At 63.7% G+C, this 16,274-nt stretch carries 14 protein-coding genes; 4 read left to right on the forward strand and 10 right to left on the reverse strand.

Going from position 1 to position 16,274, the window contains the following annotated elements:
- Positions 1–10: 10 nt before the first annotated feature.
- The 3 genes from ACQ4W0_RS08875 to ACQ4W0_RS08885 all read left to right on the forward strand — a co-directional run bounded on the left by ACQ4W0_RS08875 (position 11) and on the right by ACQ4W0_RS08885 (position 3,999).
- Positions 11–1,870, forward strand: coding sequence for a M1 family metallopeptidase (locus ACQ4W0_RS08875; RefSeq protein ID WP_436576421.1), 1,860 nt, complete (start codon positions 11–13; stop codon positions 1,868–1,870).
- Between the two features lie 22 nt (positions 1,871–1,892).
- Positions 1,893–3,527 carry a serine hydrolase gene (locus ACQ4W0_RS08880; protein ID WP_436576422.1) on the forward strand — a complete coding sequence of 545 codons (1,635 nt, stop codon included), beginning with the start codon at positions 1,893–1,895 and terminating at the stop codon, positions 3,525–3,527.
- Positions 3,528–3,798: 271 nt separating this feature from the next.
- Complete coding sequence (locus tag ACQ4W0_RS08885; protein WP_436576423.1) at positions 3,799–3,999, forward strand: hypothetical protein; 201 nt, start codon at positions 3,799–3,801, stop codon at positions 3,997–3,999.
- 50 nt (positions 4,000–4,049) lie between these two features.
- On the opposite strand, the gene ACQ4W0_RS08890 is transcribed toward ACQ4W0_RS08885, so the two are convergent.
- Positions 4,050–4,874, reverse strand: coding sequence for a class I SAM-dependent methyltransferase (locus tag ACQ4W0_RS08890; protein ID WP_436576424.1), 825 nt, complete (start codon positions 4,872–4,874; stop codon positions 4,050–4,052).
- An 85-nt stretch (positions 4,875–4,959) separates the two neighbouring features.
- Entirely contained in the window at positions 4,960–5,628 is a 669-nt protein-coding gene (locus tag ACQ4W0_RS08895; RefSeq protein ID WP_436576425.1) for a pyridoxamine 5'-phosphate oxidase family protein, read from the reverse strand.
- Between the two features lie 104 nt (positions 5,629–5,732).
- On the opposite strand from ACQ4W0_RS08895, the gene pdxR reads away from it, so the two are divergent.
- Positions 5,733–7,217, forward strand: coding sequence for a MocR-like pyridoxine biosynthesis transcription factor PdxR (gene pdxR, locus ACQ4W0_RS08900; protein ID WP_436576426.1), 1,485 nt, complete (start codon positions 5,733–5,735; stop codon positions 7,215–7,217).
- Between the two features lie 7 nt (positions 7,218–7,224).
- Here the strand turns inward: pdxR and ACQ4W0_RS08905 are convergent, their stop codons facing one another.
- The 8 genes from ACQ4W0_RS08905 to ACQ4W0_RS08940 all read right to left on the reverse strand — a co-directional run bounded on the left by ACQ4W0_RS08905 (position 7,225) and on the right by ACQ4W0_RS08940 (position 16,156).
- Positions 7,225–8,004 (reverse strand): spermine/spermidine synthase domain-containing protein, encoded by a 780-nt coding sequence (locus ACQ4W0_RS08905; protein ID WP_436576427.1) that lies wholly within the window; start codon positions 8,002–8,004, stop codon positions 7,225–7,227.
- 58 nt (positions 8,005–8,062) lie between these two features.
- Complete coding sequence (locus ACQ4W0_RS08910) at positions 8,063–8,587, reverse strand: FxDxF family PEP-CTERM protein (protein WP_436576428.1); 525 nt, start codon at positions 8,585–8,587, stop codon at positions 8,063–8,065.
- Between the two features lie 238 nt (positions 8,588–8,825).
- Positions 8,826–10,157, reverse strand: a complete 1,332-nt coding sequence (locus ACQ4W0_RS08915) for a sensor histidine kinase (RefSeq protein WP_436576429.1) — start codon at positions 10,155–10,157, stop codon at positions 8,826–8,828.
- Positions 10,157–11,509, reverse strand: coding sequence for a sigma-54-dependent transcriptional regulator (locus tag ACQ4W0_RS08920; RefSeq protein WP_436576430.1), 1,353 nt, complete (start codon positions 11,507–11,509; stop codon positions 10,157–10,159). The genes ACQ4W0_RS08915 and ACQ4W0_RS08920 overlap by 1 nt, the downstream gene beginning before the upstream one ends.
- A 28-nt stretch (positions 11,510–11,537) precedes the next feature.
- Positions 11,538–12,776 (reverse strand): ABC transporter permease, encoded by a 1,239-nt coding sequence (locus ACQ4W0_RS08925; RefSeq protein ID WP_436576431.1) that lies wholly within the window; start codon positions 12,774–12,776, stop codon positions 11,538–11,540.
- A gap of 28 nt (positions 12,777–12,804) precedes the next feature.
- A complete protein-coding gene (locus ACQ4W0_RS08930) occupies positions 12,805–14,130 on the reverse strand; it encodes an ABC transporter permease (protein ID WP_436576432.1) in 1,326 nt (441 codons plus the stop codon).
- A gap of 9 nt (positions 14,131–14,139) precedes the next feature.
- Positions 14,140–14,856 (reverse strand): ABC transporter ATP-binding protein, encoded by a 717-nt coding sequence (locus ACQ4W0_RS08935; RefSeq protein ID WP_436576433.1) that lies wholly within the window; start codon positions 14,854–14,856, stop codon positions 14,140–14,142.
- Between the two features lie 34 nt (positions 14,857–14,890).
- On the reverse strand, positions 14,891–16,156 hold the full coding sequence (locus ACQ4W0_RS08940) for an efflux RND transporter periplasmic adaptor subunit (RefSeq protein ID WP_436576434.1): 1,266 nt from the start codon (positions 16,154–16,156) through the stop codon (positions 14,891–14,893).
- Positions 16,157–16,274: the final 118 nt, after the last annotated feature.

Consider the following 16,274-nt stretch of genomic DNA (forward strand, 5'->3'; position numbering starts at 1 on the left):
AAAGACGACCATGCAAACTTTGACCTTCCTGCGCGCCCTGGGCTGTGCGCTACTTTGCCAGGTAACCCTGGCTGCGCACGCCGACCCCCTCAGCTACGCGCGCTACGACCAGGTGCGCACGCGCGACCTGCAGCTGGACCTGAAAGCCGATTTCAAGCAAAAGACGCTCTCCGGCTATGCCGAGTTGTCGCTGAACTGGATCGACCCGGCGGCGCGCACCCTGGTGCTCGATACGCGCGATTTGTCGATCACGAAAGTGCAGGTGCAGGACAAGCGCGGCGCATGGCAGATGGCACCGTACCAGCTGGACAAGGCCGACCCGGAAAAGGGCCAGGCGCTGCGCATCACCACCACGGGCCAGCCGGGCAAGGTCCGCGTCTACTATCACACGGCCCCCAACGCCATCGCGCTGCAGTGGCTCACGCCGCAGCAGACCATGTCGGGCAAGCTGCCTTTCATGTTCAGCCAGTCGCAAAGCATCAACGCCCGCTCGTGGGTGCCGTCGCAGGATACGCCGGCCGTGCGTTTTACCTATAGCGCGCGCATCGAGGCGCCGAGCGGCATGCGCGTCGTGATGAGCGCCGAGAATGATGAAAAGGCGACGGGCAAGGGCGGCTGGAAATTCAGGATGCCGCAGCCGATTCCATCGTACCTGCTGGCCATTGCCATCGGCGAACTGGAAGTGCGCAAGCTCGGTCCCCGTTCGGCCGTGTATGCCGAACCGCCGCGCATCAAGGCGGCCGAATACGAGCTGGCCGACACGGAAAAGATGATCCAGGCAGCCGAGGCGCTGTATGGCCCGTATGGATGGGGACGCTACGACATGATCGTGCTGCCGCCATCGTTTCCCTACGGTGGCATGGAAAACCCGCGCCTGACTTTCCTCACGCCGACCATGATCGCGGGCGATCGCAGCCTGGTCGACCTGATCGCGCATGAACTGGCCCACTCATGGTCGGGCAACCTGGTCACCAACGCGTCGTGGAAGCACATGTGGCTCAACGAAGGTTTCACCACCTACGTCACCACGCGCATCGTCGAGCAGCTGTATGGCAGCGAAGTGGCGCAGATGGGCGTGCAAGTCGACCAGGAAGAACTGGCCGCGTCGATCAAGACATTGCCGGCGGCGAAAACGGCGCTGATCACGCGCGATGCGGATGCCAATCCCGCTGAAACGTACACGGACGACGGCATCATCTACCCGAAAGGCGCCTGGTTCCTGGCCACCATGGAGCGCCGTGCCGGCCGTGCCGTGTTCGATCCCTTCCTGCGCGGCTGGTTCGACCAGCACGCGTTCCAGAGCGTGACGACGGAGCAGTTCATCACCTACCTGCGCAAGAACCTGCTGGCGCAGCATCCGGACGTGATGCCGGAAGCGGAACTCGATGAGTGGCTGTATGGCACGGGCGTGCCGGCCAGCGCGCAGCGCGTTGTCTCGCCGCGCCTGGCGCTGCTCGACCAGCACCGCGACGCCTGGCTCAAGGGTGAGCTGGCGACGAAAGGGCTGGGCATGGACAAGTGGGTCGCCATTGAATCGATGCACTTCTTGAACGACATCAACAACAAGGCGAGCGCGGCGCAATTGCGCGAATTGGACCAGGTCTACGGTGTGGGCAAGAGCGGCAACAATGAAGTGGCCTACCGCTTTTACCTCGCTGCCGTGAACGCCGGCTACGACGTGCGGCAGCCCTTGCAGGCATTCCTGATGAGCGTGGGCCGCCAGAAGTTCGTCGTGCCCCTGTATAGCGCGCTGATGAAGACGCCGCAAGGCCATGCCTGGGCCAAGGACGTGTATGCGCAGGCGCGCGCACGCTACCACCCGGTGACGCAGGAAAGCGTCGACAAACTGATGGCCGCGCAAGCGCATTGAACCTTCTTTGGACATCCTGACCATGCATACCATGAACCGTCTCGCCGCCGCCATCGTGCTGGCGTTTTCAAGCATCACCATGCCGGCGCTGGCCGCCGATGCCCCCGTCGTCGTCGCTGCGCCGGCGCCCGCGCCTGCTTTCGATCTTGAGCGTGACGTCGCCACCGCCCTGAAGGTTTTCGACGTACCCGGCATGGCGATCGCCATCGTCAAGGATGGCAAGGTCATCACCGCCAAGGGCTTTGGCGTACGCAAGCTGGGCGAGCCGGCATCCGTCGACGCCAAGACCCTGTTCGAAGTGGCATCGAACTCGAAAGGCTTCACGGCCGCAGCGCTGGCCATGCTGGTTGACGAGGGCAAGCTGGCCTGGGACGATCCCGTTACGAAGCACTTGCCAGGCTTCCAGATGCACGATTCCTACGTGACGGGCGCCATGACCATCCGCGATTTGCTGACGCACCGCAGTGGCCTGGGCCTGGGCGCCGGCGACTTGCTGTGGTGGCCCACCACCACGTTCAGCACCGACGAGATCATCGAGAAGCTGCGCTACATCCGCCCGGCCACGAGTTTTCGCAACAGCTATGCCTACGATAACCTGCTGTACATCGTCGCCGGCAAGATCATCGCAGACAAGGCGGGAAAGAGCTGGGGCGAGGCCATGCACGAACGCATCCTGGCGCCGCTGGGCATGACGGGCACCACCACCAGCCTGGCCGAGAACGTTGGCAATCCCGACGTCGCCAATGCGCACAGCAAGATCGACGGCAAGATCGCCGCCGTCAAATCCATGCCGGTGCCGAACGCCGTGGGCGCCGTCGGCATCAACACGAATGCGGAAGATATCGCCAAGTGGATGATGGTGCTGCTCGACGAAGGCAAGATCTCCGGCGTGACGGACAAGGAGGGCAAGCCAGCGCGCCTGTTCAGTGAAAAGCAGGGCCGCGAGATGTGGACGGCGCAAACGCCGATCAAGATTGCCGAGCCGAAGCCAAAGCTGGCCGCGACCAAGCCGAACTTCAGCGCGTATGGCCTGGGCTTCCAGTTGCGCGACTACAAGGGCATGAAAGTGGCCATGCACGGCGGCGCGTTGCAGGGATTTTATTCGCGCGTGGTGATGGTGCCGGAAGCAAAGCTGGGCGTGGCCATTCTCACCAATGCGGAAAATGGCGGTTCGATGACGGCGCTGCAATGGCGTATCCTCGACCATTATCTGCAGGCGGCGCCGTCGGACTGGCTGGCACTGGTGGCCAAGGTGGAGCAGGACCAGCATGCGGAAGAGGTGAAAAAACAGGGCAAGGCGTCGAGCGCGCGCGCGGCGAAATCGCAGCCATCGCTGCCGCTGGCAGCGTATGACGGCGAGTATGAAGATGCCTGGTATGGCAAGGTCACCATCCGACCCGAGGGCAGGAAGCACATCCTCAGCTTCACGCGCACGCCGGACCTGACAGGCGAGCTGGAACACTGGCAGCACGACACCTTCATCGTGCGCTGGAAGGAGCGTAACTTCAACGCTGACGCCTACGTGACGTTCTCGCTCAATCCCGACGGCAGCATCGACCGGGTGAAGATGGCGCCCGTGTCGGCCGAGACGGATTTCAGCTATGACTTCCAGGATTTGAGCCTGGTGCCGGTGAAGCCGAAGGAAGCGAAGAAATAAGGTGTCGATACCAAAACCGCAGCCTGGCCTGCGGTTTTTTTTCGCGGGTTTCCATGCAAATGCGCGGCCGGAGGACAGCGGGCCGGTTTTTATTCCATGAAATGGGACGAAAAAGAAACGTTATCTTGTTTTCTTGTTTGCGTATTTAATAATTTTTCAAGGTGCTACTATTTCCTTACGCCATAAAATTCGTCTATCGACAGGCGGTTTCTGGCGGCTGACGTCTTGGTCTTCCAGTGGTTTTTATAACGACTCAACTCTTGGGAATGGGATGAAAATGATCAATGTGAAAAAAGCCGTATTTGTCTTTTGCGCCGCCGTCGGTTTTGCCGGCGCCATCAGTTCTTCCGCGTATGCCTTGCCTTCGCGTGAAACGTGTGAAGAAGCCCGCGATTCTTGTCTCGCCGACGGCAATGAAAACGATTGTGCTCTGGTGAAACGCCTGTGCGGCGTGTATGGCATCCACGTGTAAGCTTCACCTCAGTTGGCGGCGCGCCAGGCCGGCGCACCGCCTGTCAGTCGCTACGGTTTGACGAACTTCAGGGTCATGCGGTCACTCTCGCCGATGGCCGTGTATTTGGCCCGCTCTACATCCTCGTTGGCGTAGGTGGGCGGCAGCGCCCAGACGCCGCCCTGGTGGTCTGCCATGTCTTTGGGATTGGCGTTGATCTCGGACTTGGCCGCCAGTTTGAACCCTGCACCTTCGGCCAGCTTGATCACATACGCTTCGTGCATGTAGCCGCTGCTGGCCGTGGCATCCTGCGCCTTGCTGACAGGCAGGCGATGCTCGACGACGCCGAATACGCCGCCCGGCTTCAGGCTGTCATACACTTCCTTGAACAGGGTTTTCATGCCTTCGTCGCCGATGGGTATCCAGTTGTGGATATTGCGGAAGGTGAGCACCATGTCTGCCGTGCCCTTGGGCGCGATGCGGTAGGTGGTGGGCGGCGCGAAGGCGCCGAGTTCCACCTTGCCGAAAGCGGTCGGGTTGGCATCGAGTTTCTGCTGGAAACGCGCCGCACCACGGCGTGCACCTTCGCTGGCGGATTGCGGATCGTTGCCGGCGGCGATCAGCTTGCCGTTGTCGCGCAGGTAGGGCGCCAGGATCTCCGTGTACCAGCCGCCGCCTGGCGCCAGTTCCACCACTGTCATGGTTGGCTTGATGCCGAAGAACGTCAGCGTTTCATACGGGTGGCGGGCGCTGTCGCGTGCCACGTTGGCCGGCGTGCGCGCACTACCGGCAATGGCGGCCTTCAGGGCTGCGTCGCCCATATCGGCGGCCAGTGCCGCGCCACCGCAGGCCAGCATTGCCGTCAAGGCCGCGGCCAGGGATACTCGCTTCATCATCATATGCTCCATGCGTGATTGGATCGGTTGGTAAATTGGTGGCGATCGCCATCAACGCCGATCATCGGGCAAGCACGCCGGCCGGTCAAGCGGATTCCGTACCCCATGCGGCGGCATACGCTGGCATCTCGCTGGTGTTGAGCGCATCGGCGATGGCCGCGCCATGGCCATGCGTGAAGGGCAGTTCGCCCGTCCAGACGACATGCGCCATGTCGACCGCGTCGTCGAGCGGGCCGCCTCTGCGCTGCTTGACGGCGCATTCGTCGAGCGCGATGCGCAGCACGGTGGTGGCCGCATATTCCTTGGTGCTGCCGCCGCGCACATGTGCCAGGCGTCCCGGTGCCAGCTTTTCCATCAGCGCATCCATGGCCGCATGCTGCTGGCCGATATCACTTACTTTTTCAAACCGCCCGTACACCATCGCCGAGCGGTAGTTCATGGTGTGATTGAAGGCCGAACGCGCCAGCACCAGGCCGTCGAGATGGGTCACCGTCACGCACACGTCGCACACGTCGGTATCGTGCAAGAGCTGCTTGAGCATGCGGCTGCCGTTCGAGCCGTGGATGTACAGGTGGCCACCGATGCGCCAGCAGGCGGTCGGGATGCAATGGCTGCCCTTGTCGTCGCGGAAGGCGATATGGCACAGGTAGGCGGCGTCGAGGATGGCATACAGGGTGCTCTGCTCATAGCTGGCGAGTTCGGCGACGCGGCGCACGCGGGTACGGAGGCTGGGAGGCAGGGTGGTAGCGGTCATGGTGGAAGTCCGGTTGGTTGAAGTAGCAGGCCGCACTATAATCGGCATCTGGCCCTGAAAAAAGATCCAGACCTGACAAATAATGTAGAGCCACAAGGAGGCGCATGGATTTTGCTTTGCTGCTGGGCGCGTTCGAGCGCACGCACCGCGAGCGGGGCTGGCCGCGCCAGCGCCTGTTGCATGAATGCCTGCGCGCGGGGATCCGCAGCGGCCAGCTGGCGCCCGGCACGCGGCTGGCCGCGACGCGCGTGCTGGCGGCCGAACTGGGACTGGCGCGCAATACCGTGTTGTACGCCTACGAGCAATTGGCCAGCGAAGGTTTTGTTTTGCCGGACCGACGCGGCACCGTGGTCGCTGGCAGCGCCGGCGTGCCGGTGTCGGCGCCGCCGGCAGGCAGCAAGGATGGCTTGTCGCGCCGCGCCCGGCATTTGCGCGGCGTGGCGGGACAGGATGTGAATGCGACGGTGGTGTTTCCCGCCGACGCGATGGGGGCGTTCGCGCCTGGCGTGCCGGCGCTCGATGAATTTCCGCTGGCGCAGTGGCGGCGCATGCTGGACCGCGCGTGGCGCGCGCTGACGCCGCGCCAGCTCAATTACGGCGATCCTGCCGGCGAGCCGCAGCTGCGCATGGCCATCGCCGACCATTTGCGCGCCGCGCGTGGCGTCGTGTGCGACGCGGGCCAGGTGTTCATCACGGACGGCACGCAGAGCAGCCTCGATGTGTGCCTGCGCGCCTTTGCCGACCAGGGTGACACCTTGTGGATTGAGCATCCCGGCTACGGCGGCGCGCTGGCGGCGGGTCGCGGCGCCGGTCTGCAGGTGACGGGCATTGCGGTGGACATGGATGGCATCGCACCGACAGACGACGACTGGAACGCGGCGCCGCCGCGCCTGATCTACACCACGCCCTCGCACCAGTATCCGACCGGCAGCGTGCTCAGTCCCGCGCGCCGCATGGCGCTGCTCCAACGCGCGCGCGCCGCCGGCGCCATGATCATCGAAGACGATTACGACAGCGAATTTCGCCATGGCGGCCCGCCCTTGGCGGCCATGCAGGGACTGGTGGTTGACGCGCCCGTCGTGTATCTGGGCACCTTCAGCAAGACCATGTTTCCCGCCTTGCGGCTGGCTTTTATCGTCGTGCCGGCGGGGCTGGCCGGGGCCTTCGCGCAGATGCAGGCGCAGGGTGCCGCGCGGGGGCGCGTGGCCGAACAGCTGGCGCTGGCCGAGTTCCTGCGTAGCGGCCTGTTTACGCGCCATGTGCGGCGCATGCGCCGCCTGTACCGCCAGCGGCGTGATGCCTTGAGCGAGGCATTGCAGCGCCATGCGTGTGCTGGCGCGGCCATCCATGGCGGCACGGCCGGCATGCACCTGGCGCTGCGTTTTCACGACACGGCATGGGATGACCTGGCGCTGAGCCGCCGCGCCGCGCAGGATAGCATCGTGGCGCTGGCGCTGTACGCGCATGGCACGGGCGAGAGGAGGGGCGAGGGCATAGGCTGGAACGGTTTCCTGCTCGGCTATGCGCAGGTGCCGGCCGAGAATATGGATGGTCTGGCGCGCCGCCTGGGCGCGCTGCTGCCGGCGTGATGCTGCATTACTGCTGGTCCTGCATCCACTGCTTCAAGCCGTTGACCCAGTTCTTGGCGGGCAGGTTGAACTGCTTCTTGATGGTGGCGGCGCGTTCGTACAAGTCGCTGAAGTCGAGCGACGGCGATTTTTTGAAGGCCAGCACGACAATGTTTTCATCTTCCATTTCCGGCACCCAGACGACGGCGTCGAAGACCAGTTCCATCGCCTGCAAATTCTTGTCGTAGTTGGGAAAGTCGCCGAAGACATTCGTGCACATGATGCCATCGTCTGCCAGGCAGTCGAAGCAAGCCTGGTAGAACTCGGGCGTGTCGAGCACGGGGCCGCGCGCGTCCTCGTCGTACAGGTCCACTTGCAGCGCGTCGATGGTGCCATGGTTGGCAGGATCGAGCACGAAGTCGAGCGCATTCATTTCGCGCACATCGAGGCGCGCGTCGTTCGGCGGCAGCGCAAACTGGGCGCCGCAGATGGCGATCACATTCGGATTGAGTTCGATGGCCGTGACCGAGGCGTCGGGGAAGCGGCGGTAGCTGAATTTGGTCAGTGCAGCGCTGCCCAGTCCCAGCTGCACGATGCGTTTGGGTTGCGTCTTGAACAGCATCCACATCATCATCATCTGCACGTATTCGAGCTCGATGGCGTCGGGTTTGTCCAGGCGCATCGCGCCCTGCACCCACTTGGTACCCAGGTGCAGGTAGCGGATGCCGCGGTGTTCGGTGGTGGTGGCCGGTGGGTGGCCCGGGTGGCTGAAGGCGGTATGGCTGGTAGAGGTAAAGTCGGTCGTCATGGCGCCAGTGTAGCAGCCGCATGAAAAAAGACGCCGTGGCGTCTTTGGGGTGGTGCGCTCAAGCTTGCTTGCGGCGCCGTGCCAGGAAGCCCAGTATGCCGAGGCCGGCCAGCAGCATGCCATACGTTTCCGGTTCGGGGACCGGGGCCAGGTTCAGGTTGAAGGTGCCGCCATAGCTGCCGCCATTGCTGGTTCCCATGACCGTGAGGACCATCGGGCCGTTGAACAGCAGGCTGGTTTGCGCCAGCACTTCGCCCTGGGCATAGCCGAAGACGGAGGGGCCGCCGAAGCCAGTCAGGGCGATGCCGTTCAGGTTGGCACCGCTGAAGTTGATGGAGGAAGCATCGCTGCCCGTGACCGACAGGTTGGCCAGGAAAGCTTGTGCGGTCGAACCGAAAGTGGCATCGGGAGTGAATGTGAAGGTGTCGGTAAAGCCGCCGAGCGGAGTGGGCGTGGCGTTGAAGCCGCCTGTCCACAGGTTGCCGGTGGTGTTGCTCAGGTCCACGTTATACGCAGTCGCCTGCGCTACGCCGATGGAGGCCGCGCTCAGTAACGCCACTGCAATGAGTGATTTCAGTTTCATATTTATCCCCGCGAGAAAACGATTGATGTTTCAAAAAAACCGTGCCGCTCAGATAAATTATCGCCAAGACATTTCATTGTCAATGAGCTATTTTTATATCATTATGCAAACTTAAATAGCTTATTTCTAACATACGGGCATGGCGCTCACGATGTTGCAATATTTAAAACTCTAATTGTCAATATAATACTGAAAAATAAATGCGCAAAATGTGAGCAAAAAATCGTTTCGAGGGGAATTAATTTCTGTCTGGCAATGGAAGTATCAATGTCACCGCCAGTCCACCGCCTTCGCGGTTGGCCAGGGTGATGCGCCCGCCATGGGCTTCGGCAATTTCGCGCGCCAGAGCCAGGCCCAGGCCGGTGCCGCTGCGCTTGGTGGAATAAAACGGCACCAGTGCATTTTCCAGCACGGCGCCGCTCATGCCCGGCCCCCGGTCGCGCACTTCGATGCGCAGCTGCCCATGCGCCTGGCTGACGTGCAGGCCGATATGCTCTTCCCGCGAGCCCGATTCCAGCGCATTCTTGAGCAAGTTGAGCAGGGCTTGCTGCATTTGCGCCGCATCGAACACGGCCGCCTGCGCAGGCGGCGTGCCGTCGAGCGCGAAGGCCGCTTGCGAGGCCAGGCTTTCGAGGAATGGTTGCCACTCGCACGGCGCCAGGCGCGGTGCGGGCAGCTTGGCAAAGCACGCATAGCCGAGAATGAAGGTTTCCAGGTGACGCGTGCGCTCCTCGATGGTGGCGAGAATTTGCGGCAGTCGTTCGGTCTGGCCGCGGCGCACCAGCTCGGCGCCGGAATGGGCCAGCGATGCCAGTGGCGCCAGTGAGTTGTTGAGCTCATGGCTGATGACGCGGATGACTTTTTTCCAGGTCTGCACCTCCTGGCGCCGCAGTTCCAGGGTCAGCTGGCGCAACAGCAGCAATTCGTGCTTGCGTCCGTTCAGGCTGAAGCTGCGCCGCGCCAGGTGATACACCTCTTCCTGTTCTCCTTCGCCGCTGGTAAACAGGCCGTCGTTGCGGCGCGCCAGCGCCTCGGCCAAGGCCGGTGCCGCCTCGCGCACGATGTCTGCCAGGTGGCGTCCTTCGAGCCGGCGGCCGTGGTGCAGCAGCTGGCGCGCGGCCAGGTTGGCGTACACGATGACGCTGCCTTCGGCCACCAGCAGCATGGCCACCGGCGTGTTTTGCACCATGGTGTCGAGCAACAGTTCGCGCTGCACCAGGTCCAGGCGCTGCTTGCGCAGCACGTCGCCCAGCGCATTGTGGGCCGCCACCAGGTCGGCCAGTTCATCGTTCTGCGGCCAGCGCAAGCTGAAGCCGAAGTCGCCGTCCTGGTAGCTGGCGACCGTGCCGCTCAAGGCGCGAAACAGCGACAGCATCGCTTGCAGCTGCGCGCGGATGGTAATGATGGCCACCGGCAGCACGCACAGCAAGGTACCCGCCAGCACCAGCAACGGCTGGTCAGGCAAGACAAGCGCCAGCAGCAGGACGATGACTATGCCCAACACCAGCAAGGTGATGATCAGCGCCGTCCAGCGCGTGAGCAGCGAGAGACGCATGGGGCGGTATGCCATCAGCCGCGCGCAATGCCCAGGCGTTCCATGCGCCGGTACAGCGCCTGGCGTGACAGCCCCAGTTCCTGCGCTGCCTGCGCCACCACGCCGTGTGCGCGCGCCAGGGCGGCGGCGACGCTGTCGCGGTCCGGTTCCGTCGTGGCTGCATCCTGCGGTGCGCGCAGCGATGGCAGTCCCGCCAGTGGCAAGCCCGTTTCCTGCGCGCGGATTACCGGTCCTGCCGTCAGCAGGCTGGCGCGCTGCATGACGTTTTTCAGTTCGCGCACATTGCCCGGCCAGCCGTGGGCCAGCAGGGTGGCCTGCGCCTGCGTATCCAGTGTTTTTTCGCTGCCCAGGAAATGTCGCGCCAGTACCAGGATGTCAAGCGGGCGCTGGGCCAGCGGCGGCAGGCGCAGTTCGATCACGTTCAAGCGGTAGAACAGGTCTTCGCGAAACGTGCCCGCCTTGATCATCGCCGGCAGGTCGGCGTTGCTGGCGCTGATGACGCGCACCTTCACTTGTCGCTCGCGGTTCGAGCCGAGGCGCTCGAAGCGTCCCGTTTCCAGTACGCGCAGCAGTTTCATTTGCCCGGCCAGCGGCAGGTTGCCGATTTCATCGAGGAACAGCGTGCCGCCGTCGGCCGCGTCGAACTTGCCATCGCGTGCGCGAGTGATGCCGGTGTAGGCGCCCGCCTCGGCGCCGAACAGTTCCGCCTCGATCAGCTCCACCGGCACGGCGCCGCAATTGAGCACGACGAAGGGGCCGCCGGCGACCTGGGAATTGGCTTGCACGATGGCGGCGATGCGTTCCTTGCCGCTGCCGTTCGGCCCGGAAATGAGCACGGGCACGTCGGCGCGCGCCACCTGGCAAGCCAGGTGCACCACGCGTTCGGTGGCCGGGTCTTGCCACACCATGCCGCGCAAGTCGAAGTCGTGTTCCAGGGCGTGGCGCTGGCGCTGCTCGGCCACCACGCGCTGGCGCAGCGCGCGGTTGGCCTGCCCCAGTTCCAGCAGGTTCTGCACGCTGGCGATCAGGCGCCGGTCATCCCATGGCTTGGCCAGGTAGTCGGCCGCGCCGGACTTGATCAGGTCGACGGCCGCGTCGAGCTGGGTCCATGCCGTCAGCAGGATCACGGGCAGGTCCGGGTAGCGCGCGCGGATGGCGTGGAACAGCGCGCTGCCTTCCTCGCCCGAGGTGGTGTCGGCCGTGAAGTTCATGTCCTGCACCACCAGGTCGATGGCGTGGCGTTCGAGCAGATGCAGGCCTTCCTCGGGCGAGGCGGCGCGCACGGCGTCGATATCGTGCAGGGAGAACAGCACGTCCAGCGCGATGGCCACGGCGGCATTGTCGTCAATAATCAGTACGGTAGGCATGCGCGCAGCATATCACTCAGGTGCCGAATCAGGTACTGCGGGTGGCAGTGGCCGGCGAAATGCTGGCGGCGCGCCATGCCGGGCCGTACACCGCGCCCACGCCCAGCAGCCAGAATACCAGCGCACCGGCCAGCAGATAGCCGGGTGGCAGGCGCGCCATTTCCAGCTGGCTCACCAGCAGCTGATTCAAGCCCAGCGCCAGCAGCACGCCGCACGCCACGCCGACGCTGGTGATCATGAAATTCTCCGTCAGGAAATAGCGCAGTATGTCGATGCGGCGGGCACCCAGCGCGCGCCGCACGCCGATCTGCTTCCTGCGCTGGGTCACCCACAAGCTGGCAATGCCGACGATGCCGCTGGCCGTCACCAGTAGCAGCAGGGTCGACACGGCGATCAGCATCCAGGACAGGCCCTTGTCGGCCCGGTAGCGCAACTGGCGGTGCTTTTCCAGGGTGTCGACGCGCACCAGCAGGCGGTCGCTGGTGGAAGTGCGGATGGCTTGCTCTGCCTCCTTCATCAGGCGGTCGCGCTGGCCCGGTTCGGCGCGCACCGCATACAGCAGCGAATCGCGCCCGCCCGTCAGGCGCACCGGCATGAGCATGGAGTATTCGCCTTCGGCCTTCACCTGGGCGACCTGCGTCTGCAGCCGCTCGACCACGCCAACCACGTGCAGTTCAGGATCATCGGCGCCCGTACCCTGGTACAGTGTCTTGCCGACAAAGCTGGTTTCGCCGGGCCAGATTTTTTGTGCCGCAGCGCGCGTCACAATGGCCACCGTGGGATAGCTATCGTCGACATCTTCGTCTATCTCGGGCACTTCGTCGGGCCGGAAGTCGCGCCCCTCCACCAATTGCAAGCCATAGGTCTTGACCAGTGAATCGGGCGAGTAGTAGGTCGACAGGTTGGCGCTGGATGTGGCCTGGCTGCGTTTCGCCGCCACGCCGGTGGAGTGGCCGGAGCGCGACAGCACCGCCTGCGAGGTTTGCGCCACCGACAGCACGCCCGGCAAGGCGCGCAGCAGGGCTGCCTGGCGCTTCTGCTCGGACAGCTGGCGCTGGTGGCTGCCGCGATCCATGTTCTGGATATTGACATAAAAAATGTCGTTTTCAGCGGCCACGCCGGTGGGCCGCGCGGCCACTGCCTGGCGCAGGTTGACGATATGCAGGGCATTGGCCAGGATGGCCAGGCTGATCGCGATCTGCACGGCCACCAGGATGGCGCCGGTTTTGCTGCGCATCAGCGCCGACAGGATGGGACGGATTTCCATGCTGGACCTCATAGTGGATAAGTGGATGTCATTGGGACTTGAGCTGGATCGCCGGCGTCACCTGGCAGGCGCGCCAGGTGGGCAGGAGGCCAGCGAGTACGGCCGCCAGCACCGACATGGCAAACGTCAGCAGCAGCATCGGTACATCCATGTGCGCCACGGTGCCCAGTTCCTTCGACTGCTGGCTGACCACGGCCAGTGCACCAAACGCCAGCAGCAGGCCGATCACGCCGCCGGCCAGGCCGATCACGCCGCTTTCGATCAGGAACTGGCGGAAGATGTCGCGCCGCGTGGCGCCCAGCGCGCGGCGGATGCCGACTTCGCTGGCGCGCACGGAAAACTTCGCCAGCAGCAGGCCGATGGTGTTGACCAGGCACAGCAACAGAAAGCCGAAGGCCAGCCAGGCTGCCAGCTTGTTGTCGTTGTCGACCACATGCAAATAGCTCATCCATTCGTTCAGGTCGTACAGCCGGTTCGGCGCGTTGCGCTTCATGCGCCCCAGCTTGCGCTGCTCGCCCGCATAAGCATCCAGATATTGCTGCAACTGGCCGCGCTCGCCGCTGCTGGCCATTTCGAACCAGAACTGCAGCCAGGTGCAGCCGGAAACGAGCCGGCCTTGGAAGCCGGGGGGGACGTTCTGCTCATTATTGCAGCTCATGCCGCCGTCGTGCTCCGTCTCGTGACGAATCGCGCTGGCAAACGGGATGAAGAATTCGTCTTCTGCGCCAAAGGCACCCTTGCTTCCGATGATGCGGTGCGGGCGTGGCACCACGTCCCAGGTCGCCAGCACGCCCGTCACCATGTAGGGCCGGCCCAGTACCGTGACTCGCTGGCCGACGGGGTTGCTGGTGCCCATCAGTTTTTCGGCCAGTGCGCGGCTCAGGACGATCACGTCGGCGCCGCTGGCGTCATCGGCCTCGCTCCACGGCTGGCCGTACAGGAAGGGGGCGTCGAACATGCTGAAAAAATCGCGCGTGGGCGCCAGGCCCTGGGAGTTGAAGGACCCGATATCCTTGCGCGCCGGCTCGACCGGACCGGCCACGCCGTACATGACGGTGCGGCGCACGCCCATCTTGCTGGCCATGAAATTGCGTGCATCGATATAGCTCATCTGGGCTTGCGAGAAACCGGGTTCTTCGCCGGGGACGTAGCCTTTGAGGGGCAGGATGTCGATTATCGGCACGAACATGCGGTCGCTCTTGTGCGGCAGCGGATCGCCGGACATGGCGTGCAGGATGGTGACGGTGGAGACGCTGGCGGCCACGCCGACGGCCAGCGTCAGTATCATCAATGCGGTCAGGGCGCGGTTGCGGCGCAGGCTGCGCAGGCCCAGCGTGAAATAGTAGCGGAACATGGTCTCTCCTCAGGCGGTCACGGCGTGCTGCGGCTTGGCCGACAGCGTGGCGCCATGCTGCACCAGGTCCGACACCTGGCCGTCGATGATGTGCACATTGCGCTGGCTGCGCAGCGCCAGTTCCGGATCGTGCGTGACCATCAGGATGGTGGTGCCTTGCGCATTGATTTCTTCCAGCAGCTCCATCACGCCGCGCGCCATCTGCGTGTCCAGGTTGCCCGTCGGTTCATCGGCCAGCAGCAGCTTGGGCGAGCCGGCCAGCGCGCGCGCGATCGCCACGCGCTGCTGCTGGCCGCCCGACAATTCGGCCGGATAGTGTTTCATGCGCGACGCCAGGCCGACCTTGGCCAGCGCTTCCTCGATGCGTTCCTTGCGTTCGGCGCGGTTGAAGCCCCGGTAGCGCAGCGGTACGTCGACGTTGTCGAACAGCGACAGGTCGGGGATCAGATTAAAACCCTGGAAGATGAATCCGAGTTTTTCATTGCGCAGGCGCGAACGGGCATTGTCGTCCATGCCCCTGACGTTGACGCCGTCGAGTATGTATTCACCATCGGTGAATTCCTCGAGCAGGCCGGCGATGTTCAGAAAACTCGTCTTGCCCGAACCGGACGGCCCGGTGACGGTGACGAATTCACCTTGTTGCACATGGATGTCGAAGCCGCGCAGCGCGTGGGTTTCGATCATGTGGGTACGATAGACTTTGCTCAGGTTTTGCATGCGCAGCATGGAGGGGCCTCTTGTATAGTGAGATGAAGGAGATTCAATTGAGCGAGACGCGGGCAGCGTTCGCAAAGTTTTCCGTACCGGCGACCACCACCTTGTCGCCCAGTTTCAAGCCGTCGAGGATTTCCACGGCCGAGACGCTGGTCGCGCCCAGTTTGATCGGCGTGCGGATGGCCACGCCGTCGCGCACGACGTAAGCGAAACGGCCACCTTCGGCTTCGACGAAGGAGCCGCGCGCCAGCATCAGCACATTCGGCTTTTCATCGATCAGCAGGCGCGCCGCCACGCGCTGGTTCTGGCGCAGGCCGGCTGGCTGCACGCCATCGAAACGCACGCGCGCCAGCACCTGGTTTTTCACCACTTCGGGCGACAGCGCCGACAACTTGCCGGTCGCCCTGATGACGCCCGTTTCGATCTCGGCGCGCATGCCCAGGCCCATGTCGGCGACGTAGGTTTCAGGCACCTCGAGCTCGACTTCCAGCTGCGACAGGTCGACCAAGGTCATCAGGGCCGTATTGGCTTGCACCACGCTGCGGTTGGCTACCGACAGGGTGCCGATAAAGCCGTTGACGGGGGCGCGCACGGTCAGTTCATCGACCCTGCGCTGGGCGTTGTCGCGCACCAGGCGCTGGCGTTCGAGTTCATTGCTTTTCGTTTTCAGTGCCAAGGTCACATCTTCGCTTTCCAGGCCCGCCGCCTGCGAGGCGTGCTTGCTGCGGATATCGGCTGAATTCAAGGCATCCTTGGCCTTCTGGTAATCGATCTTGGCGATGATGCCCACCTGCGCCACGCTCTCATAGCGCTCGAGCGTGCGCTGTGCGGACAGGCGATCGATTTCGGCCGTATCGGCTTCACGCCGCGCCAGCAGTTTCTGTTTCTTGGCCAGGATCTGCTGGCGCGCCACTTCCGCCTCCAGCTGCTGCACGCTCGATTGTTCGCGCTTGAGGGCGTCGGACAGGTCCGGCGACTCCAGCACGGCCAGGATATCGCCTTTCTTCACGGTGTCGCCCGCCTTCGCTTTCAGCGTGACGGTGGCCACCGTGGTCGAATACAAGGTGGGGCTGATCGAGGCGACCACGCGGCCGGTGACGGCGGCGTCGCGGATCAGGGTGCCGCGCGTGACGTCGGCGATGCGCAGGCGGCTGCTGTTGACGGAATGCTCGCTGTTGCGCCAGCCGGCAACGACAGCGATGACGGCGCCGATGACGATGACGGCGCCAGCCAGCAGCAGGGCGCGTTGCTTGTGGCGCTGGCCCGGCGGGGCGGACAGTACGGCATCTTGGGAGGAAGTATCGCGGATCATGGTCAGGTCTCGTGAAGGATGACTTTTCCAATGCACGATCCGTGCCAGTTATTAAGTCGTTGATTTGAATGGGGAAAATTTTTAGCGTCCGGCTGTCCGCCGTGTCCGCGTTGTCCAA

Origin of the sequence: Janthinobacterium breve, from assembly GCF_051380895.1 — a bacterium.
Classification (GTDB): Bacteria; Pseudomonadota; Gammaproteobacteria; order Burkholderiales; family Burkholderiaceae_D; genus Janthinobacterium.